This window comes from Mesorhizobium sp. M1E.F.Ca.ET.045.02.1.1, from assembly GCF_003952485.1.
Taxonomy (GTDB): domain Bacteria; phylum Pseudomonadota; class Alphaproteobacteria; order Rhizobiales; family Rhizobiaceae; genus Mesorhizobium.
The window spans coordinates 1,208,884-1,228,579 of record NZ_CP034447.1 but is presented as its reverse complement, the minus strand read 5'-3'; the positions used below and the strand labels follow the sequence as shown (position 1 = coordinate 1,228,579).

At 63.7% G+C, this 19,696-nt stretch carries 17 protein-coding genes; 9 read left to right on the top strand and 8 right to left on the bottom strand.

Annotated elements, in window-relative coordinates:
- Positions 1-44 precede the first annotated feature (44 nt).
- Entirely contained in the window at positions 45-944 is a 900-nt protein-coding gene (locus EJ070_RS05725; protein WP_126090457.1) for a LysR family transcriptional regulator, read from the bottom strand.
- 155 nt (positions 945-1,099) lie between these two features.
- On the opposite strand from EJ070_RS05725, the gene EJ070_RS05720 reads away from it, so the two are divergent.
- Positions 1,100-1,741, top strand: coding sequence for a DUF47 domain-containing protein (locus EJ070_RS05720; protein WP_126090456.1), 642 nt, complete (start codon positions 1,100-1,102; stop codon positions 1,739-1,741).
- A gap of 3 nt (positions 1,742-1,744) precedes the next feature.
- Complete coding sequence (locus EJ070_RS05715; protein WP_126090455.1) at positions 1,745-2,749, top strand: inorganic phosphate transporter; 1,005 nt, start codon at positions 1,745-1,747, stop codon at positions 2,747-2,749.
- Positions 2,750-2,777: 28 nt separating this feature from the next.
- On the opposite strand, the gene EJ070_RS05710 is transcribed toward EJ070_RS05715, so the two are convergent.
- On the bottom strand, positions 2,778-3,155 hold the full coding sequence (locus EJ070_RS05710; RefSeq protein ID WP_126090454.1) for a VOC family protein: 378 nt from the start codon (positions 3,153-3,155) through the stop codon (positions 2,778-2,780).
- A 214-nt stretch (positions 3,156-3,369) separates the two neighbouring features.
- Here EJ070_RS05710 and EJ070_RS05705 point away from each other — a divergent pair, with 214 nt between their 5' ends.
- Positions 3,370-4,530 (top strand): Mrp/NBP35 family ATP-binding protein, encoded by a 1,161-nt coding sequence (locus EJ070_RS05705; RefSeq protein ID WP_281059663.1) that lies wholly within the window; start codon positions 3,370-3,372, stop codon positions 4,528-4,530.
- Between the two features lie 7 nt (positions 4,531-4,537).
- On the opposite strand, the gene EJ070_RS05700 is transcribed toward EJ070_RS05705, so the two are convergent.
- Positions 4,538-4,990 (bottom strand): carbon monoxide dehydrogenase subunit G, encoded by a 453-nt coding sequence (locus EJ070_RS05700; RefSeq protein ID WP_126090452.1) that lies wholly within the window; start codon positions 4,988-4,990, stop codon positions 4,538-4,540.
- 150 nt (positions 4,991-5,140) lie between these two features.
- On the opposite strand from EJ070_RS05700, the gene EJ070_RS05695 reads away from it, so the two are divergent.
- The gene (locus EJ070_RS05695) at positions 5,141-6,946 is read left to right on the top strand and encodes an IlvD/Edd family dehydratase (RefSeq protein WP_126090451.1); all 1,806 of its coding nucleotides are present in this window, start codon (positions 5,141-5,143) and stop codon (positions 6,944-6,946) included.
- Between the two features lie 132 nt (positions 6,947-7,078).
- Complete coding sequence (locus EJ070_RS05690) at positions 7,079-7,477, top strand: hypothetical protein (RefSeq protein WP_126090450.1); 399 nt, start codon at positions 7,079-7,081, stop codon at positions 7,475-7,477.
- A gap of 4 nt (positions 7,478-7,481) precedes the next feature.
- Here the strand turns inward: EJ070_RS05690 and EJ070_RS05685 are convergent, their stop codons facing one another.
- Positions 7,482-9,071 (bottom strand): trimethylamine methyltransferase family protein, encoded by a 1,590-nt coding sequence (locus tag EJ070_RS05685; RefSeq protein ID WP_126090449.1) that lies wholly within the window; start codon positions 9,069-9,071, stop codon positions 7,482-7,484.
- Positions 9,072-9,291: 220 nt separating this feature from the next.
- Positions 9,292-10,785: a PLP-dependent aminotransferase family protein gene (locus EJ070_RS05680; RefSeq protein ID WP_126090448.1), complete on the bottom strand. Its 1,494-nt coding sequence runs from the start codon at positions 10,783-10,785 to the stop codon at positions 9,292-9,294.
- A gap of 283 nt (positions 10,786-11,068) precedes the next feature.
- Between EJ070_RS05680 and pgi the strand changes: the two genes are divergently transcribed.
- Positions 11,069-12,712, top strand: coding sequence for a glucose-6-phosphate isomerase (pgi, locus tag EJ070_RS05675; protein ID WP_126090447.1), 1,644 nt, complete (start codon positions 11,069-11,071; stop codon positions 12,710-12,712).
- 5 nt (positions 12,713-12,717) lie between these two features.
- Positions 12,718-13,443, top strand: coding sequence for an HAD family hydrolase (locus EJ070_RS05670; protein WP_126090446.1), 726 nt, complete (start codon positions 12,718-12,720; stop codon positions 13,441-13,443).
- Positions 13,444-13,478: 35 nt separating this feature from the next.
- On the opposite strand, the gene EJ070_RS05665 is transcribed toward EJ070_RS05670, so the two are convergent.
- The 3 genes from EJ070_RS05665 to EJ070_RS05655 form a co-directional block, all read right to left on the bottom strand.
- Positions 13,479-13,811, bottom strand: coding sequence for a glyoxalase (locus tag EJ070_RS05665; protein WP_126090445.1), 333 nt, complete (start codon positions 13,809-13,811; stop codon positions 13,479-13,481).
- Positions 13,812-13,862: 51 nt separating this feature from the next.
- Complete coding sequence (locus EJ070_RS05660; protein WP_126095651.1) at positions 13,863-14,495, bottom strand: 50S ribosomal protein L11 methyltransferase; 633 nt, start codon at positions 14,493-14,495, stop codon at positions 13,863-13,865.
- A gap of 77 nt (positions 14,496-14,572) precedes the next feature.
- Complete coding sequence (locus tag EJ070_RS05655) at positions 14,573-16,537, bottom strand: long-chain fatty acid--CoA ligase (protein ID WP_126090444.1); 1,965 nt, start codon at positions 16,535-16,537, stop codon at positions 14,573-14,575.
- A gap of 481 nt (positions 16,538-17,018) precedes the next feature.
- Here EJ070_RS05655 and EJ070_RS05650 point away from each other — a divergent pair, with 481 nt between their 5' ends.
- The gene (locus EJ070_RS05650) at positions 17,019-18,617 is read left to right on the top strand and encodes an ABC transporter substrate-binding protein (protein ID WP_126090443.1); all 1,599 of its coding nucleotides are present in this window, start codon (positions 17,019-17,021) and stop codon (positions 18,615-18,617) included.
- A gap of 51 nt (positions 18,618-18,668) precedes the next feature.
- Entirely contained in the window at positions 18,669-19,676 is a 1,008-nt protein-coding gene (locus tag EJ070_RS05645) for an ABC transporter permease subunit (RefSeq protein ID WP_126090442.1), read from the top strand.
- Positions 19,677-19,696 lie beyond the last annotated feature (20 nt).

The window sequence follows — 19,696 nt, the reverse complement described above, 5'->3', positions numbered from 1 at the left end:
GATAGAAAATTTCTATCAAAGACGATCGGTCCGCATTGTCTAACCTAGCGGTGGGCGCGGAAATCGTCTGCCAGCGCCATTGCCTCGTCCAGCAGCGCCTGCACCAGCGGCGTATGCGGCTCGCGCGGTGCCGCCACCAGCCCCACCGTGTGGCTGGCATCCGGCTCGACGATCGGAATGGCCCGGATCGGTTCGGAAAAGCCGAATGTTTCCGCAAGGTTAAGCGGCATGATCGACGACCATTTGCCGGTCCGGATATGTGAGAACAAGACGATCATCGAGTTGGATTCCAGCGTCGGCCACACCTGGACGCCCGCTTCCGCCAGATGCTGGTCGATGATGCGGCGGTTCTGCATATCCGGCGTCAGAAGGCAGAGCGGCAGCTGGCTGATCTCGGCCCACGACACTTTGTCGCGGTCGGAATAGGGGTTTCCGATCGCCGTGATCAGCTGGTAGCGCTCGTCATAGAGCGGCACGCTGGTCACCCGGCCGAGAGGCTCGTTGTCGAGATAAGTGATGCCGGCATCGATATCGAGATTGCCGAGCAGTGTCAGCACCTCGATCGAGGTGCGCGACAGCACCGAGAAGGTGACGCCCGGATGCTTCTCGCGGAACGGGGTTGTAAGCCGCGCCACCATGGCCAAAGCGGTGGGGACCGCCGCGATGCGAATGCGGCCGGACAAACCGCGCCGCGCCGCCCGCATCTCCTCCCGCATCGCCCTCGAATCGCCGACGATGCGGCGCGCCCATCCCAGCACCTGCTTGCCTTCCGGCGTCAGCCCCTGGAAACGCGAGCCGCGCAGCACAAGCATGACGCCGAGTTGCTCCTCCAGTTGCTTGATGCCGGCCGACAACGTCGGTTGGGTGACGCCGCACATCTCCGCCGCCCGGCCGAAATGCTCTTCCTTGGCTAAAGCGATGAAGAATTCCAGCTTGTCGATCATGTCATCCGGTCTCGGCGTTCCCCCAAAGTCGGGGAAATTGCCTTGCTTCGCAAGAAGCGCTTGAAGGCCGCATCGTCCACATTTTTGAGCCGGCTATCTGTTTTCCCGCGCCGCGCAAGGCGTTATGTGGGATAGGCGGAAGCAGGGAGGATGACATGCTGGGTTGGTTTCGCAAGCTGTTGCCGCGCGAGGATCGCTTCTTCGACCTGTTCGAACGGCATTCGCGCACGGTGGTTGGCGGCGCCGAGGCGCTCGAGCAGCTTCTCCAGGGCAAGGACACCGACCGTTGGTGTCAGAAGGTCGTCGATCTCGAGGACGAAGCGGACGGCATCACCGCGGAGGTGCTGCTTGCCGTCAGGCGCTCGTTCATCACCCCGTTCGACCGCGGCGACATCAAAGACCTGATCCAGTCCATGGATGACGCCATCGACATGATGCACAAGACGGTCAAGACCGTGAAGCTGTTCGAGAAGAAGGAATTCGATCCGCTGATGCAGGAGATGGGCGGTATCATCGTCCAAGCCGCCCGGCTGATCGCGGAGGCGATCCCGCTGCTCGGCAAGGTTGGGGCAAACACGGTACGGCTGAACGCCATCGCCGAGGAGGTCATGCGCGTCGAAGGGCGGGCTGACGATCTGCACGAGCAGGGTCTGAAGGACCTCTTCAAGCGGCATGGCCGCAGCGATCCCATGGCCTATCTCATCGGCAGCGAAATCTATGGTGAGCTGGAAAAGGTGGTCGACCGTTTCGAGGACGTCGCCAATGAGATCAGCGGCATCGTGATCGAGAACGTATAGGCGATGGACGCCAGCATCGCCTTTTCCCTGCTGATCGGCCTCGTCGCCGTCGCGCTGTTCTTCGATTTCCTCAACGGCCTGCACGACGCCGCCAACTCGATCGCGACTATCGTTTCCACCCGCGTGCTCAGGCCGCACTATGCGGTGTTCTGGGCGGCGTTCTTCAATTTCATCGCCTTCCTGTTCTTCGGCCTGCATGTCGCCGAGACTGTGGGCAAAGGCATTGTCAACGCCGAGATCGTGACGCCGGCGGTGATCTTTGCCGCGCTGGTCGGCGCCATCGTCTGGAATATCGTCACCTGGATCGCGGGCATTCCGTCGAGCAGTTCGCACGCGCTGATCGGCGGTCTCGTCGGCGCCGGCGTCGCCAAGGCCGGCCTGGGGGCCATCGTCTGGTCCGGGCTAGGCAAGACGGTCGCGGCGATCGTGCTCTCGCCGGCAACCGGTTTCGCGCTGGCGCTCGTCCTTGTCCTCGTCGTTTCCTGGCTGTTCGTGCGCCAGACCCCATTCGCCGTCGACAACGCCTTCCGCGTGCTTCAGTTCTTCTCGGCCTCGCTCTATTCACTGGGCCACGGCGGCAACGACGCGCAAAAGACCATGGGCATCATCGCCGTGCTGCTCTATTCGCAAGGCATGCTCGGCCAGACCTTCTACGTGCCGCTTTGGGTGGTCATCACCTGCCAATCGGCACTGGCGCTGGGTACGCTGCTCGGTGGTTGGCGCATCGTTCACACGATGGGCTCGAAGATCACTCGGCTGAACCCGATGCAGGGTTTTTGCGCCGAGACCGGCGGCGCCATCACCCTGTTCGCGGCTACCTGGCTCGGCGTCCCGGTGTCGACCACCCACACCATCACCGGCGCCATCATCGGCGTGGGCGCCGCCCGCCGCGTCTCGGCTGTGCGCTGGGGCATAGCCGGCAACATCGTCGTCGCATGGGTGATCACTTTGCCGGCGACGGCAGGGATTTCCGCGCTCACCTATTTCGCCACGAGGCTGGCCGGATGATGCGGCCTGCCTGCTTCTGCGGGCGAAGCTATTTGCCCACGAGATTTAGAATGTTGCCGTCCGGATCCTTGAACCAGGCGACTTTCATGTCGTAGCCGACATGAATATCGCCCTCGAGGGTCAGGCCGGGCATTTCGTAGTGCTCGAAGCTGACGCCCTTCGACTTCAGGGACTTGACGATGGGCTCGATCTGGCCGCCGACCGCCCAGGTCACCGCCGTCGCCTTGTTGGTGCCGGCGAATTGCGAATGATAGACATTGATGACCGTGTCGCCGCTTTTGTAGACGATCAGCTCGCCGGCCATGTCGTCGACCTGCTTGAGGCCGAGCGTTCCTTCATAGAAGGCCTTTGCCTTCTCCAGGTCCTTGACCGCGAGATTGGCCGTTGCGTTGCTGTTTTCGAGCATGACTGTCTCCTTTGACGGTTGTCGTGCCGATGTTGATGGCAATCGAAATAGCGCGGGCGCCCCGTTTATCTATGACCGAGCCTGAAACCGGTTTCGGCCGGTCGGCAAGCCGACACCATCCGTCGATTTCCGAGGCACATCGGAAGAGCCATTGCTCCACGGCTTGGTTCTCTCCGAGAACTGCACTATCTGGAATGCCAAACCCCGAGGAAAGATCATGACCGTCACCAAGGAAACCGTCATCGAGCACCTGAAGACGGTCAACGGGCCGGATTTCACCGGCAATATCGTCGACCTCGGCCTGGTCTCCGAAATTTTCATCGCCGATTCCAAGGTGTTCTTCTCGATCACCGTTCCCGCCGCCCGCGCGCAGGAACTGGAGCCGCTGCGCGCCGCCGCCGAACGCACCGTCAAAGCCATTCCCGGTGTCGCCAACGCCGTTGTCGCGTTGACGGCCGAGAAGAAAGGCGGCGGCATGGAAGCGCCGGTTCCGCCGCGCCCGGCGCAACGGCCCGCTCCGCAGCGTTCCGCCCCGCAGGCGCCCGCTTCGCACAGCCACGGCAAGCGCGGCGTGCCCGGCATCGATGCGATCATCGCCGTCGCGTCCGGCAAGGGCGGCGTCGGCAAATCGACCACCGCCGTCAACCTGGCGCTCGGCCTTGCCGCGAACGGCCTGAAGGTCGGCGTGCTCGATGCCGACATCTACGGACCGTCGATGCCGAGGCTGCTCAACATCCACGGCCGGCCGCAGACCGTTGACGGCAAGATCCTGAGGCCGATGCAGAATTACGGCCTCAAGGTGATGTCGATGGGCTTCCTCGTCGACGAGGAGACGCCGATGATCTGGCGCGGCCCGATGGTGATGTCGGCGCTGACGCAGATGCTGCGCGAGGTCGAGTGGGGCGCGCTCGACATACTGGTCGTCGACATGCCGCCCGGCACCGGCGACGCCCAGCTCACCATGGCGCAGCAGGTGCCGCTCGCCGGCGCCGTTATCGTTTCGACGCCGCAGGATCTGGCGCTGATCGACGCCCGCAAGGGCCTCAACATGTTCAAGAAGGTCGACGTGCCGCTGCTCGGTATCGTCGAGAACATGAGCTATTTCCTCGCGCCCGACACCGGCAAACGCTACGATATTTTCGGCCATGGCGGCGCGCGCCGCGAGGCTGAACGGCTCGGCGTCACCTTCCTGGGCGAAGTGCCGCTCGAAATGGGCATTCGCGAGAGTTCGGACGCCGGCGCCCCGGTCGTGGTTTCGAAGCCCGACGGCGCCGAGGCGAAGATCTATCGCGACATCGCCTCGAGGGTCTGGGAGAGGGTTCAGGAGGAACGCGGCGCGGCGGAAGCCGCCGTACCCTCGATCGTGTTCGAGTAGGGACGGCTCAGCCGTTCCCCACCCTGTTGCCGAACGTCGTGAAGAACTGCCCGGCGAGCTTCTTCGAGGTCGATTCGATCAGCCGGCTGCCGAGCTGGGCGATCTTGCCGCCGACATCGGCCTTGGCTGCGTATTTGAGCACTGTCGTGTCCGCGCCGTCGGCGGTCAGCGTCACGTCGGCGCCGCCCTTGGCGAAACCGGCAATGCCGCCCTTGCCTTCGCCCCGGATGGTGTAGGAATGCGGCGGCTTGAGGTTCTTCAATGTGACCTCGCCGTTGAAGGTCGCCTTGATCGGCCCGATCTTCAGCACCACCGTCGCGGCCATCTCGGTGTCCGATTTCTTCTCCAGGCTCTGGCAGCCGGGAATGGCCTCCTTGAGGATGCCCGGGTCGTTGAGGGCTTTCCACACTTTCTCGACAGGTGCGGCGATGCGTTCCTCGCCTTCGATCACCAAAGCCATCAAGACCTCCCGCATTGCTGATGCCCATTGGTCGTAGCGCGCGGCCCTTTATCTGTCTATCGCACCAAAGTGCGGGGTCGCGGCGCTTGTACCTCTTGCCTGCATGAGCGCATTGGCATATCGATTTGTCATACAAATACGGAGACCACGATGGCAGGCGCCCCCACCAAGAAGAAGAAATTTCGCTCGCAGGAGTGGTTCGACAATCCCGACAATCCGGGCATGACGGCGCTCTATCTCGAGCGTTACCTGAATTACGGGCTGACGCGCGCCGAGCTGATGTCGGGCAAGCCGCTGATCGGCATCGCCCAGACCGGCTCCGATCTCTCGCCCTGCAATCGTCACCATCTCGAGCTCGCCAAGCGCGTGCGCGAAGGCATCGTGTCCATGGGCGGCATCCCGTTCGAGTTCCCGTGCCATCCGATCCAGGAGACCGGCAAGCGCCCGACCGCGGCGCTCGACCGCAACCTCGCCTATCTCAGCCTGGTCGAGGTGCTTTACGGCTATCCGATCGATGGCGTCGTGCTCACCATCGGCTGTGACAAGACCACGCCCGCGCTGCTGATGGCGGCGGCCACCGTCAACATTCCGGCGATCGCGTTTTCGGTCGGTCCGATGCTCAACGGCTGGCACAAGGGCAAGCGCACGGGTTCCGGCACCATCGTCTGGGAATCGCGCCAACGGCTGTCGGCGGGCGAGATCGACTATGACGAGTTCATGGACATCGTCGCCTCCTCGGCGCCGTCGACCGGCTATTGCAACACCATGGGCACCGCCACCACGATGAACTCGCTGGCCGAGGCGCTCGGCATGCAGCTGCCGGGCTCGGCCGCCATCCCCGCGCCCTATCGCGAGCGCGGCCAGATGGGCTACGAGACGGGCAGGCGCATTGTCGAGATGGTGCATGAGGACCTGAAGCCGTCCGACATCATGACCCGCAAGGCCTTCGAAAACGCCATCGTCGTCAACTCGGCCATCGGCGGCTCGACCAACGCGCCGATCCACCTCAACGCCATTGCCCGTCATCTCGGCGTGCCGCTCGACAATGACGACTGGCAGAATGTCGGCCTCAACATTCCGCTCCTGGTCAACTTGCAGCCGACGGGCGAATATCTCGGCGAGGACTATCACCATGCCGGCGGCGTGCCGGCGGTGGTGGCCGAGCTGATGAAGGGCGGCCTGCTGCCGCACCCCGATGCGATCACCGTCAACGGCAAGACCATGGGCGACAATTGCAGGGATGCCGCCAACGAGAACCCGGATGTGATCAGCAGCGCCGCCAAGCCGCTCAAGGCCAATGCCGGCTTCATCAATCTCAAGGGCAATCTGTTCGATTCCGCGATCATGAAAACCAGCGGCATCTCGCCGGAATTCCGCGAGCGTTATCTCTCCAACCCGAACGACCCCGAGGCCTTCGAAGGCAACGCCATGGTCTTCGACGGCCCGGAGGATTACCACGCCCGCATCGACGATCCGGCGCAGGGCATCGACGAGCACACCATCCTGTTCATGCGCGGCGCCGGTCCGGTCGGTTATCCGGGCGGCGCCGAGGTGGTCAACATGCAGCCGCCGGCCTACCTTATCAAGAAGGGCATCCATTCGCTGGCCTGCATCGGCGACGGTCGCCAGTCCGGCACGTCCGGCTCACCGTCGATCCTCAACGCCTCGCCGGAAGCCGCCGTCGGCGGCGGCCTGGCACTGCTCAAGACCGGCGACCGCGTCCGCATCGACCTGAAGAAGGGCACGGCCAACATCCTCGTCAGCGACGAGGAGATCGCCAGGCGGCAGGCCGAGCTGCAGGGCAATGGCGGCTATCACTATCCCAAGCACCAGACGCCTTGGCAGGAGATCCAGCGCGGCATGGTCGACCAGTTCTCGGCCGGCATGGTGCTGAAGCCGGCGGTGAAGTACCAGGACGTCGCGCATACCAGCGGCGTGCCGCGCGACAACCACTGAATTCAGAGCACGGCGAAAATCGAAGGGCGGTCCGCTATCCGGCGGGCCGCCCTTTGTCATGGCCCTTGTTTCGGCCGCGGGGCGTCTACAGATAAGCCCGATCTCGGCGGTCCTACGAAGGAGCGGCAATCCATGGCGAAACGGCGCTCTTCACTCGGCTTCCTCGGTATGTTCGGCCGCTCCGGCGACCTGCGCCAACTCGACGACGCCCTGCGCCAGGCGGACCTGCATCCGGCCTTGGTGCCAGAGGGAGTTAAACTCACCATCGTCAATTTGATGAACGACCGCTGGCCGGACGAGCCGCCGCTTCAGGCCTATCAATCGGTGGCGCAGCTTTGCAGCTATTGCGTCGCCGGACCGGAGGTGTTCGAGCAGGCCAATGGCAGAGAGCCGACGCTGGAAGCCGAGCGCCGCATCGAGGCCGCGCTCGAAGCCGGCGACAGCTTCGATGCCCAGATCGTGCTGATGACGCTGCACGCGAAGCTGATCAACGCCGAAGTCGTCGAGCGCTACGGGTTGAGTGCGGAGTAAGGTTCTAGCCGCCCATCCTGTTGCGCGGCAGCTTGATCATCTCGCCGAAGCGGGCACGCAGCTTGTCATCGAGAATGCGCGACACATGGCGCGGAAAACGCTCGGCCAGCACACGCTTCTTCTCGGCGATCGCCCGTTGCAGGATGTCTGGCCGGCCCTTTTCGTTCCATTCCTTCGGCGAGAAACGGTCGCCGACGGCGGGGTAGAAATATTCGGTCTGCATCAGCTTCAGCGTCTGCTCGTTGCCGAGGTAGTGGCCGGGACCCTTGAGGCAGACATCGGTGATGGTGTCGATCGACAGCGCCTCATCCGTCACCTCGATGCCGCGCACGCAGCGCAGGCAGTGGCCGAGCATGTCGTTGTCGATGATCAGGCTTTCGAGGCAGAAGCCGAGCAGCGAGGCATGCATGCCGGCCGATTCGTAGACGAGGTTGAGGCCGGAAAGCCCTGCCATGACATTGGTGATGCCCTTCTCGTAGCCGGCCTGGATGTCGGGCAGCTTCGAGTCCGTCATGCCGGCTGCAGACCCGCCCGGCAGGTCGTAATATTGCGCCATCTGCGCGCAGGCCGCGGTCAGCACCGACTGCTCGGCCGAGCCGCCGGACATGGCGCCGGTCCGAAGATCGGAGACGAACGGCCAGGTGCCGAAGATCGCCGGATGGCCGGGCTTGATGGCGTTGACGTAGACCAGGCCCATCAGCACCTCCGCCACCGCCTGGACGACGGCGCCGGCAATCGCGGCGGGAGCCGTGGCACCGGCCTGGCCGGCCGAGAGCAGCAGGATCGGAATGCCGCCATCGACGCAGGCTTCGAGCACGCCGCAGGCATCCTCGGCGAATTTCATCGGCGGCACGACGAAGCAGTTCGAGTTGGACACGAACGGCCGCGCCCGGAAATTCTCCTCGCCGCCGGCGATCGCATAAAGCATCTCCAGCGCCGGCTTGACGTTCTCGCGCACCGTGAACGAAGTGCCGACATGCTTGGATGTCCCCATCACGCAGGCGTAGAGCGTGTTGAAGTCCATCTCGAGCGGATCGGGGATGTCGCGCGGCACCATGGTGCGCTGGAAGAAATGGATGTTGTCGAGCCCGTCGACGAGGCGAGCGGCGTCGTAGATGTCCTGCAATTGCGATTCGCGGTACTCGCGCTTCTCGACATCGACCAGATGCACCGCGGCGCCCGCCGTGCCGTAATGCACGCGCTTGCCCTGGATCACCATGTCGTGCTTGGGGTCCTGGCCGTGGAGCGTGAAGTGGCGCGCGGCCTTCTTGATTGTGTCGAGCACCAGCGCGCGCGGCAGGCGGATGCGGCCGTCATCGCCATAGGTCGCGCCGACCCTGGTCAGCGCCTCGATGCAGGAGGGGATGGCGTTGGCGAAGCCCACCGTCTCCAGAAGCGTCAGCACCGCCTCGTGGATGCGCTCGCGATCATTCTGGCTCAATGGCCCGTAGCTGCCGCCTTCGAGGCCGGGCCGAACCGGACGGATGTCGTCCGCGAGCGGCGCCGCCCGCATCGCGCGGCGCGCTTCGCGCCCGCCGGACCGCCGCGAACGCTGGTCCGACGACGCGTCCTGCTTCTCAAGAGCCACTGACATGGGAGGCACTCCACCTTTAGCTTTCAGGGGCAGGGTGCGTGGCGGTTGGTCCACCATCGGCCTGCCTCGTCCCCTATGGCCTCCGACTATGCCGCCGGCATTGGTACAGCCTATGAGCCAGCCTATCCCGTCGAATATGCCAGAGTGCTAAAGCAAACCGCGCGCTAAACAAAAGGGAGCCGGCACGCGCCGGCTCCCTTTTTAAGAAATCTGTCCGCGGTCAGGCCGCAGCGGGCCGGCGTCCGGCTGCCGTGGCGAGTTCCCGGATACCGGGCTCGATGTGCTGCAGCGAGATCGAGGAGATGCCCAAGCGCATGAAACGAGAGGGCTTTTCGCTGCGGTCGAAGAACCGGTCACCGGGCTCGATGATGACGCTGCGCGAAGCGGCCGCCTCGGCCAGGCCGCGTGAATCGGTGCCGCGCGGACCCTCCAGCCAGAGCGATGTGCCGCCCGCGGAGTCGGTCGAACGCCAATCTGGCAGGAAAGCGGAAATCGCATGGACCAGACGCTTGCGCCGCTCGTCGAAGGCGGCGGAGAGCCTGCGCACCAGCGCCTCGTGATGGCCGAGCGACAGGAAGAGCGCAACGGCGCGCTGGTTGTTCGCCGGCGGATGCCTGAGCATGAAGCGGCGCAACGCGCGCAGTTCGGCGATCAGCCCCGCCGAGGCGACGATGTAGCCAAGCCTCAAGCCAGGAGCCAGCGTCTTCGACATCGAGCCGACATAGATGACGCGGCCCGAGCGGTCGAGGCTCTTCAGCGCCTGCTGCGGCGCCTCGTCGAGAAGCTGGCTGTCATAGCCGTCCTCGATGATGATCTGGTTGTTGCGGTTGGCCCGCGCCAAAAGATCCTGCCGCCGCTCGGCCGAAAGCGGCACCATGGTCGGGCAATGGTGGCTGGGTGTGACGAAGACGAAGCCGGAATCTGCGGGGATCGCCGAGGTCACGATGCCCGACTGATCGACCGGAACCGCCTGGATGTCGGCGCCCGCCAGCCGGAAGATCGAGCGGGCATCCGGATAGCCGGGGTCTTCCATAGCCACCTTCGAGCCCTTGGTCATCAGCAGCGAGGCGAGCATGTAGAGCGCGTTCTGCGCGCCCAGCGTCACGATGATCTCATCCGGATTGGCGAAGATGCCGCGCCGCGGCAAAAGCCGCGCCTGGATCTGCTCGATCAGCAGCGGATCGTCGCGGTCGACCATGTCGGACGCCCAGTTGCGGATCTCCAGCACTGCGAGCGCCATGCGGTTGCATTCGCGCCATTCGGCGGTCGGGAACAGCGCCGGGTCGAACTGGCCATAGACGAATGGATAGGAAGACTTGATCCAGTTGTCGTGCTTGGCCGGCGGCGGCATGTCGCTGGCAGCGATCTGCCGGCGTGCCTTCCAGTCGATCTCGTTCTGCTGGTCGGGCGCCTTCTGGTGCGGCTTGGCGGGGGTGGCCAGCACGTCAGGGTTGACGAAATGGCCGCGCCGCTCGCGCGCCACCAGGAAGCCCTGGTCGACCAGCTGCTGGAAGGCGAGCACCACCGTGCCGCGGGCAACGCCAAGTTTTTCCGCCAGAATCCGGCAGGACGGCAGCGGCATCGAAGCGGCGATTTGGCGATCGAGGATGGCTGCGACGATCGCCTGGCGGATCTGTGCCTGGAGGGTTTGTCCGGATTCGGCCGAAATCCGGAACAGGCCGGACCATATGGCCGTGTCATTGCGCTGTGGCATGGGAGAACTTCCTCGGATGGCCAGCTGTTTTCACTTGGCTGGACCAGTCGAGTGTATGGGTGGCACAAGGGGTTGCGCCAATCAATTTTTCTGATCGCTGGGATTTATGCCAGTGATCCATTGGCTCCCGAAACTGTGTTGCAGCGCATCATCAAAGCGTGATGCGATGCGTCATCGCCGCGCTTGAACGAAATGGAAATCGGCTCAATAGAATGACGCGCCGACACGCGCCGGAAACATCCGGCCTGTTAAAATGGTCTAAAAACCCGCCAGGAGCCCGCCAGTGGATCAGTCATCTTTCGACAAGCAGCTTGCCGCCCTGCGCGCCCAGCGCGCCGCAGCCAAGGGCAGCATGCGCGAGGCCTTCGCCGCCGATCCCAGGCGCTTCGAGAAATTCTCCGCCACCGATGGCGACCTCCTACTCGACTGGTCGAAATGCGCGGTCGACGCCGACACGATGGCGATGCTGGAGAAACTTGCGGGCGCCGCCGATCTCGAAGGCCGCCGCGCCGCGATGTTCGAAGGCAGGAAGATCAACATCACCGAAGGCCGCGCCGTGCTGCACACGGCGCTGCGCAATCTGACCGGCAAAGGCGTGGTGGTGGATGGCCAGGACACCAAGGCCGATGTAATTGCTGTGCTCGATGCCATGGGCGCCTTCGCCGACGACATTCGCTCAGGCAAGGCGGCCGGCGCCACCGGCAAGAAGATCACCGACGTCGTCAATATCGGCATCGGCGGCTCGGACCTCGGACCGGCGATGGTCACGCTGGCGCTGGCGCCCTACCATGACGGGCCGCGTGCGCATTACGTCTCCAATGTCGACGGCGCCCATATCCACGATACGCTGAAGGGCCTTTCGCCCGAAACGACGCTGTTCATCATCGCTTCCAAGACCTTCACCACGGTCGAGACGATGACCAATGCCGAGACGGCGCGCAAATGGGTGGAGAAGGCGCTGGGCAAGGAAGCGATCGGCAAGCATTTCGCCGCCGTCTCGACCGCGCTCGACCTGGTGTCGAAGTTCGGCATCGAAAAGGATCGCGTCTTCGGTTTCTGGGACTGGGTCGGCGGCCGCTACTCGGTCTGGAGCGCCATCGGCCTGCCGGTGATGATCGCCATCGGTCCGCGCAACTTCCGCGCCTTCCTCGACGGCGCGCATGAGATGGACGAGCATTTCCGCTCAGCACCCCTGCAAAAGAACCTGCCGGCATTGCTGGGGCTGATCGGCTGGTGGCACCGGGTCGTCTGCAAATATCCGGCGCGCGCCGTTATCCCTTACGACCAGCGCCTGTCGCGCCTGCCGGCCTATCTGCAGCAGCTCGACATGGAATCGAACGGCAAGAGCGTCACGCTGGACGGCGGCGCGGTCGCCACGCCGACCGGCCCGCTGGTCTGGGGCGAGCCCGGCACCAATGGCCAGCATGCGTTCTTCCAGCTTCTGCACCAGGGCACCGATTTCATCCCGGTCGAGTTCCTCGCCGCCGCTGTCAGCCATGAGCCCGAGCTGAAGAACCACCATGATCTGCTGCTCGCCAACTGCCTGGCGCAGTCCGAAGCCTTCATGAAGGGCCGCACGCTGGAGGAGGCGCGCGCGCAGATGCTGGCCAAGGGCATGAAGCCGGCCGATGTCGACCGCATCGCGCCGCACCGCGTTTTTTCGGGCAACCGACCTTCGGTGACGATCCTCTACAAGAAGCTCGATCCGCGCACGCTCGGCCGTCTGATCGCGCTTTACGAGCATCGCGTCTTCGTCGAGGGCACGCTGTTCAACATCAACTCGTTCGACCAGTGGGGTGTCGAACTTGGCAAGGAATTGGCGACGGGCCTGCTGCCTGTCGTGGAAGGCAAGGAGACTGCCGCAAAACGCGACGCCTCGACTGCTGGACTGGTGGGACATATCCACCAATTGCGCGGCGCGGAGTAAAAGGCTTGGCGGACATCAAGGGAATTCTATTCGACAAGGACGGCACGCTTGTCGATTTCAACGCAACCTGGCTCGGCATAGCCGATTTCATGGCCATGGACGCCGCCGAGGGCGACCGCTGGAAGGCCGACCGGCTGCTGGCCGCCGCCGGCTTCGATTTCGTCAGCAAGCGCTTCAAGCCCGACTCGATCTTTGCTTCCGGTTCGAACATGGATGTCGTGGAGCTCTGGTTCCCGCGCCTGTCCGACGAGGATCAGATGCTGGCCGTTTCCCGCTTCAACGAGATCACCTCGGTGCAGGGCTCATCGATGGCGGTCGCGCTTCCCGGGATCATCGATTCGCTGAGGACGCTGCACAAGAAATCCTTCCGCATGGGCGTCGCCACCAACGATTCCACCAGCGGTGCCGAGAAGACGCTTGCCACGCTCGGCGTCGCGCAGCTCTTCGAGGCCGCCTTTGGCTATGATGCCGTGGCGAACCCGAAGCCGGCGCCCGACACCGTTGTTGCCTTCTGCGACCTGACGGGGCTGAAGCCAAGCGAGATCGCCATGGTCGGCGACAACCGCCATGATCTCGAAATGGCGCGCGCCGGCGGCTGCGGGCTGGCGGTTGGTGTTCTCTCCGGCACCGGCACGCGCGACTCGCTGTCGCCGATCGCCGACGTCATCCTGGATTCGGTGGCCGACCTGCCGGATTTCCTGTCGGCGCGGGTGAGCGTGCCGGCGGGCTAGCGTGGGAAACGTGCAGCCGTCCGTTGGGGAGCGCCTCACGAACCTTCGCGAACGAAAATACTGCGGCCTTCAGGGTCCTTCACGATCATGCGGCGCATGCCGGGTTCAACGTCCCGCCATAACGGAATGCCCGCCGCCAGCACGCTCTCTCGAGCATGGTCAAGATTGGCGACGTCCACGCCGATCATGATCCCGGAGCCGACGACATCCTTGCCGGGATAGATTTCAAGAACCGTCGCGCCGCTCGTGCAGGCCAGATGCTCGGGTCCTGACCCATGCCGTTCCGTCACGAATTCACACCCGAGCAGGCGATAGATGTCAGCCGTGCGCTCGATATCATGAGCAAAGATTGTGACGAAGCTGATCATGGTTGGGCTCTCTCTTTGAGGAGCAGTTTCCGCCTGGGCTGCTTGAAAGATCTAGTTTGAGGATTTCAGTTCAAACGCAAACACCCCACTCGGCTTCGGCGCGCCGCCGCCGTTTCCGCCGACATCGGGCACCTGATACTCGCCAAGCAGGCGAAGCCGCGCCCTGGGCAGCCAGGCGCGGCCCGGATCGCCGACCAGCACCTCGATGCCGGCGGCGAGGCAGCGGTCGAGGAAGGGGATGACCCGCCGCGCCACCGCCTGCCCGTAGAAGACGTCGCCGGCCAGCACCAGGTCGACCGCCGGCGGCGGCCCGGCTGTAATATCCTCGCCCATTGTCGTGATGACGACGCCGTTGGCCGCCGCGTTGAGGCCGAGCGCGACGACGCCGTTGCAATCGATTTCCGTCGCGAGCACCTCGCGCGCGCCGGCTTTGGCCGCGGCGATGCCGACCAGCCCCGAGCCGGCGCCGAGATCGAGCACGCGGCGGTCCATCACGATCGAAGGCCGGTCGAGCACATAGCGCGCCAGCACGGCGCCGCCCGCCCAGGCATAGGCCCAGTAGGGCGGTTCGGCCGCGCTTTCCTCGGCGTCGCCGTCCGGTTCCAGCAGCCGCCTCAGCCCGCTGCCAGGGTGGGCCATGTAGAGGCGGATTTCGGGCAGCGACGGCACCGGCGTTAGCCGCATGTTCGCCTTGATGAATTCCGCCGGATCGGGGCTTCCGCGGCGCGCCGGCGCCACGTCGGCAGCGTGTTCGCTCAAATCTATTCCCGCAATGCGCGCCGCAGGATCTTGCCGACCGGTGTCTTCGGCAGTTCGGTGCGGAATTCGATGTATCTCGGCCGCTTGTAGCCGGTCAGGTTCTCGCGGCAATAGGCGGTCAGCGTCTCGACGGTGAGCGCCGGATCCTTCTTGACCACGAACAGTTTCGGCACCTCGCCGGAATGTTCGTCAGGCACGCCGATCGCCGCCGCCTCGAGCACGCCGGGATGCTGCGCGACGACCTCTTCCAACTCGTTCGGATAGACGTTGAAGCCGGAGACCAGGATCATGTCCTTCTTGCGGTCGACGATCTTGGTGTAGCCGCGCTCGTCCATGAAACCCATGTCGCCCGACTTGAAGAACCCGTCCCTGGTCATCACCTTGGCGGTCTCGTCGGGCCGGTTCCAGTAGCCAGCCATCACCTGCGGCCCGCGGATGCAGATCTCGCCGACTTCGCCGAGCGGCACGTTGTTGCCGTCGTCGTCGCGGATGGCGATCTCGGTCGAAGGCAGCGGCAGGCCGATCGTGCCGGTGAACTCGCTGGAGCTGAACTTGTTGGCGGTCGCCACCGGCGAGGTTTCCGAAAGCCCGTAGCCTTCGCTCACCGGACAACCGGTCAGCGCCTTCCAGCGCTCGGCCACGCCCTTCTGCACCGCCATGCCGCCGCCAAGCGTCAGGATCAGCGGCTTGAAGTCGAGCTTGCGGAAATCCTCGTTGTTGAGCAGCGCGTTGAACAGCGTGTTGAGGCCGGGGAAGATGTGAGCCGGATATTTCTGCAGTTCCTTGACGAAGCCCGGAATGTCGCGCGGGTTCGGGATGAGCACGTTCTGGGCACCTTGCTGCATGCCCATCAGCGCGTTCACCGTCAGCGCGAAGATATGGTAAAGCGGCAGCGCGCAGATGAAGTTTTGGTGGGCCGGCTTCGGCTTGAACCTGTAGGCATCCTCCACCCAGAGCGAATTCTGCGCCACGTTGGACAACACGTTCCGGTGCAGCAGCGTCGCGCCCTTCGAAATGCCCGTCGTGCCTCCCGTATATTGCAGGAAGGCGATATCGTCGCCCGAAACCGCCGCCGGCTTGAAGGCGCTTGCGGAGCCGGCCTTCAGCGCGGCGTTGAACCGGACATGGCCGGGCAGAGACCAGGCGGGAACCATCTTCTTCACCCGCCGAACGACGAGATTGACGATCGTGCCCTTGAGGCCGCCCAGCAGGTCGCCCATCGCCGCCACCACCACATGCTTGACCGGCGTCCTGGCGATGACCGCCTGCAGCGTGTTGGCGAAGTTTTCCAGGATGACGATGGCCTGCGCGCCGGAATCCTTGAGCTGATGCTCCAGCTCGCGCGGCGTGTAGAGCGGGTTGACGTTCACCACCGTGAAGCCGGCGCGAAGCACCGCCATCATCGCCACCGGATATTGCAGCACGTTCGGCATCATCAGCGCCACGCGAGCGCCCTTCTCCAAGCCTTTCGACTGCAGAAAGGCGCCAAAGGCGGCCGAAAGCCGCTCGAGCTCGGCGTAGGAAATCGACTTACCCATGCACACATATGCCGGCTGGGCGGAAAACTGCTTGCAGGCACCGACCAGGAAGTCGCCGATGGAATTGTAGGGCAGCGGGCCGATCTCGGCCGGCATGTTCTTCGGATAGTTTTTCAGCCACGGCTTCTCCGGCAGCCCGGCGGTGAGCTCCGTGATCGCCTTCGGCAGCCGCCTAGCCGGCGCCGAGGCCGGTTTTGCGGTTGTGGGCTTGCCGGCGGCCGCCGGCTTGTCGGTCTTTGTGGTTGCAGCCTTGGTGGCGGATTTGGGGCTCGTTGCAGCGGCCTTCGGCTTGGAGGTGGCCTTTGCAGGTGAAGACGCTTTGGCTGGTGAAGCGGCCTTGGAAGGTGAAGCCTTGGGCGCGCCGGCATTAGCGGCCGCGGCCTTGGCTTTTGCCTTCGCCGGGGGCGTTGTCTTTGCTGCTTTTGCCACCAAATCCCTCCCTGGTATCCTTGGTCTCACAGTCTCGTGTCGCGCCCGCCTCCAATGTCAGAGGCCTCCTCCGCTGGCGCCGATTGCGGATTCCCCAAGAAATCCGGCATGCCGTCTATGTATTGCGTCTATCGGCGGCCGTGCAAGTCTTGCCCCAGCGGCAGCGGCGGAAAGATTTGCCGTCGAAACCTGTTCCTCCAACCGTCGCTTGAACTGCGCGCCGATTGCGAGCCGGATTGCGGGCGGGAAGCTCCCGGATCTGATTTCGGGAGGGGATCGATCAATAAAAAAATGCGGTCGTTAACAATGTCGTGAGCGGAAAATTCTACTCACTATTTCCGCTATTTGAGGAAAATCCGGATTCTTTTCCTGCTTACCATGGGGTACGCAAACGGGGTGTTCCAAAGCCCTAAAAACGGTGCTTATATGCGCGCTTCTCGAGCCTGATAGAGGGGCTTGGAAGAACATCAGGGAGTGCTCAATGAAAAAGACAATGACTTTTGCAGCCGCGTTGCTGGCTGCAAGCGTCCTGGGTGGCATGGCCAATGCAAAGACGCTTGTCTATTGCTCGGAAGCGTCGCCGGCCAATTTCGACCCGGGTACGACGACGGGCGGTAACGACTTCGACGCCTCGTCGCGCACCGTCTATTCGCGTCTGGTCGAGTTCAAGCATGGCGGCACCGAGATCGAGCCCGGCCTTGCCGACAAATGGGAAATCTCGGATGACGGCCTGGTCTATACTTTCCACCTGCATCCGGGCGTGAAGTTCCAGACCACCGACTATTTCAAGCCGACCCGCGACCTCAATGCCGATGACGTCGTCTTCTCGTTCGACCGCCAGTTCAACAAGCAGAATCCGTGGAACGGCGAGAAGTATCTGCCGAACCTGACCTGGGACTACTACACCGGCATGGACATGCCGAAATATGTCGCCAAGTGGGAAAAGGTCGACGACCTCACCGTCAAGCTGACGCTGACCGAGCCGAACGCGCCGATGCTGGCCAATCTCGGCATGGACTTCGCCTCGATCGTGTCGAAGGAATATGCCGACCAGCTCGAGAAGGACGGCAAGATGGCCGACTTCTCGACCAAGCCGATCGGCACCGGCCCCTTCCAGTTCGTCGACTACCAGCTGGATTCGGTCATCCGCTACGCGGCCAACCCCGACTACTTCAAGGGCAAGGAGAAGATCGACGATCTGGTCTTCGCCATCACGCCTGACGCGACCGCCCGCATCCAGAAGGTGCTGGCCGGCGAATGCGACGTGGCTCCCTATCCGAACCCGGCCGACATCGCCACCATCAAGGCCAACAAGGACGTGACCCTGCTCGATCAGGCCGGCCTCAACATCGGCTATATGAGCTACAACACGACGATCCCGCCGCTCGACAAGCCCGAGGTTCGCCATGCGCTCAATCAGGCGATCGACCGGGAAGCCCTGATCAAGTCGCTGTTCCAGGATGCCGGTGCTACGCCTGCCCAGAACCTGATCCCGCCGACCATGTGGTCTTGGGACAAGGACGTGAAGTTCGATTCCTATGATCCGGAAGCGGCCAAGAAGGTGCTGGCCGATGCCGGTCTGAAGGAAATCCAGCTCTGGGCCTCCGACCGCGTTCGTCCTTACAACCCGAACTTCCAGCGCGCGGCCGAACTGATCCAGGCCGACTGGGCCAAGGTCGGCGTCAAGGCCGAAATCGTCAACTACGAGTGGACGAAGTATCGCGAGGAAGGCAAGAAGAAAGAGCGTCCCGGCGCCTTCCAGATCGGCTGGACCGGCGACAACGGCGATCCGGACAACTTCTTCGCCACCCTCTTTGCCTGCTCGGCCATCGGTGTGTCGAACTACTCGAGCTGGTGCGACAAGGACTTCGAGGACCTGATCCAGAAGGCCAAGAAGACCAGCGACCAGGGCGAGCGCACCAAGCTCTATGAGCAGGCGCAGGTGATCTTCGCCAAGCAGGCGCCCGCCTTCCTCCTGGCCCACAGCCAGGTCTACTCGGTCGTTCGCAACAACGTCACCGGCTACAAGATGGACCCGCTCGGCATTCACCGCTTCGACGGCGTTGACAAGTCCGAGTAATATTGCGAACGGGGCGGCGCAAATTCCAGCGCCGCCCCATTCCATTTGACGATGCTCCGATATCTTCTCAACAAAATCGCCCTCCTGATCCCGACCCTGGTCGGCATCACCATCTGCGCCTTCGCTTTCGTCCGGCTGCTGCCCGGCGATCCGATCCTGGCCATGGCCGGCGAGCATGGCGTATCGCCGGCGCGCTACGAAGAGCTCAAGGAACAGTTCGGCTACAATCTGCCGATCTGGGAGCAGTACGCGCGCTATGTCGGCGAGGTCGCCACCGGCGATTTCGGCGTTTCCATTTCATCCAAGCGCCCGGTGATGGAAGAGTTCAAGACGCTCTTCCCGGCGACGCTGGAACTGTCCTTCTTCGCCATGATCTTCGCCATGGTGATCGGCATTCCGGCCGGCATATTCGCGGCCGTCAAGCGCGGCTCATGGTTCGACCAGTCGCTGATGGGCACTGCCCTTGTCGGCTATTCCATGCCGATCTTCTGGTGGGGCCTGCTGCTCATCATCTTCTTTTCCGGCTATCTCGGCTGGACGCCGGTATCGGGCCGCATGGGCCTGCAGTTCTTTCTGAAGCCGATCACCGGCTTCATGACCATCGACAGCATTCTCTACGGCAAGTGGGACGCGCTGCGCTCGGCGCTCAGCCATCTCGTCCTGCCGGCGATCGTGCTCGGCACCATTCCGCTGGCGGTGATCGCCCGCCAGACGCGCTCGGCCATGCTCGAGGTGCTGGGCGAGGACTACGTCCGCACCGCCCGCGCCAAGGGCCTTTCCGCCGCCCGCGTCATCGGCGTGCATGCCCTGCGCAACGCGCTGATCCCGGTGGTCACCACCATCGGCCTGCAGGTCGGCACGCTGCTTGCCGGCGCCATCCTTACCGAGACCATCTTCGCCTGGCCGGGCATCGGCAAGTGGATGGTCGATTCCATCTTCAAGCGCGACTATGTCGTCGTGCAGTCAGGGCTGCTTTTGATCGCGCTCATCGTCATGGCCGTGAACCTCATCGTCGACGTGCTCTACGCCGTCATCAACCCGCGTATCAGGGCGGCGTGATGAGCCAGTCGACCGAAATC

Coding starts and splice junctions, on each gene's coding strand:
- EJ070_RS05720 (WP_126090456.1), top strand. CDS start 1,100: ATGCTGGGTTGGTTTCGCAAGCTGTTGCCGCGCGAGGATCGCTTCTTC.
- EJ070_RS05690 (WP_126090450.1), top strand. CDS start 7,079: ATGGCGAAACGGCGCTCTTCACTCGGCTTCCTCGGTATGTTCGGCCGC.
- EJ070_RS05725 (WP_126090457.1), bottom strand. CDS start 944: ATGATCGACAAGCTGGAATTCTTCATCGCTTTAGCCAAGGAAGAGCAT.
- EJ070_RS05695 (WP_126090451.1), top strand. CDS start 5,141: ATGGCAGGCGCCCCCACCAAGAAGAAGAAATTTCGCTCGCAGGAGTGG.
- EJ070_RS05710 (WP_126090454.1), bottom strand. CDS start 3,155: ATGCTCGAAAACAGCAACGCAACGGCCAATCTCGCGGTCAAGGACCTG.
- EJ070_RS05680 (WP_126090448.1), bottom strand. CDS start 10,785: ATGCCACAGCGCAATGACACGGCCATATGGTCCGGCCTGTTCCGGATT.
- EJ070_RS05715 (WP_126090455.1), top strand. CDS start 1,745: ATGGACGCCAGCATCGCCTTTTCCCTGCTGATCGGCCTCGTCGCCGTC.
- EJ070_RS05650 (WP_126090443.1), top strand. CDS start 17,019: ATGAAAAAGACAATGACTTTTGCAGCCGCGTTGCTGGCTGCAAGCGTC.
- EJ070_RS05700 (WP_126090452.1), bottom strand. CDS start 4,990: ATGGCTTTGGTGATCGAAGGCGAGGAACGCATCGCCGCACCTGTCGAG.
- EJ070_RS05645 (WP_126090442.1), top strand. CDS start 18,669: ATGCTCCGATATCTTCTCAACAAAATCGCCCTCCTGATCCCGACCCTG.
- EJ070_RS05685 (WP_126090449.1), bottom strand. CDS start 9,071: ATGTCAGTGGCTCTTGAGAAGCAGGACGCGTCGTCGGACCAGCGTTCG.
- EJ070_RS05665 (WP_126090445.1), bottom strand. CDS start 13,811: ATGATCAGCTTCGTCACAATCTTTGCTCATGATATCGAGCGCACGGCT.
- EJ070_RS05660 (WP_126095651.1), bottom strand. CDS start 14,495: ATGCGGCTAACGCCGGTGCCGTCGCTGCCCGAAATCCGCCTCTACATG.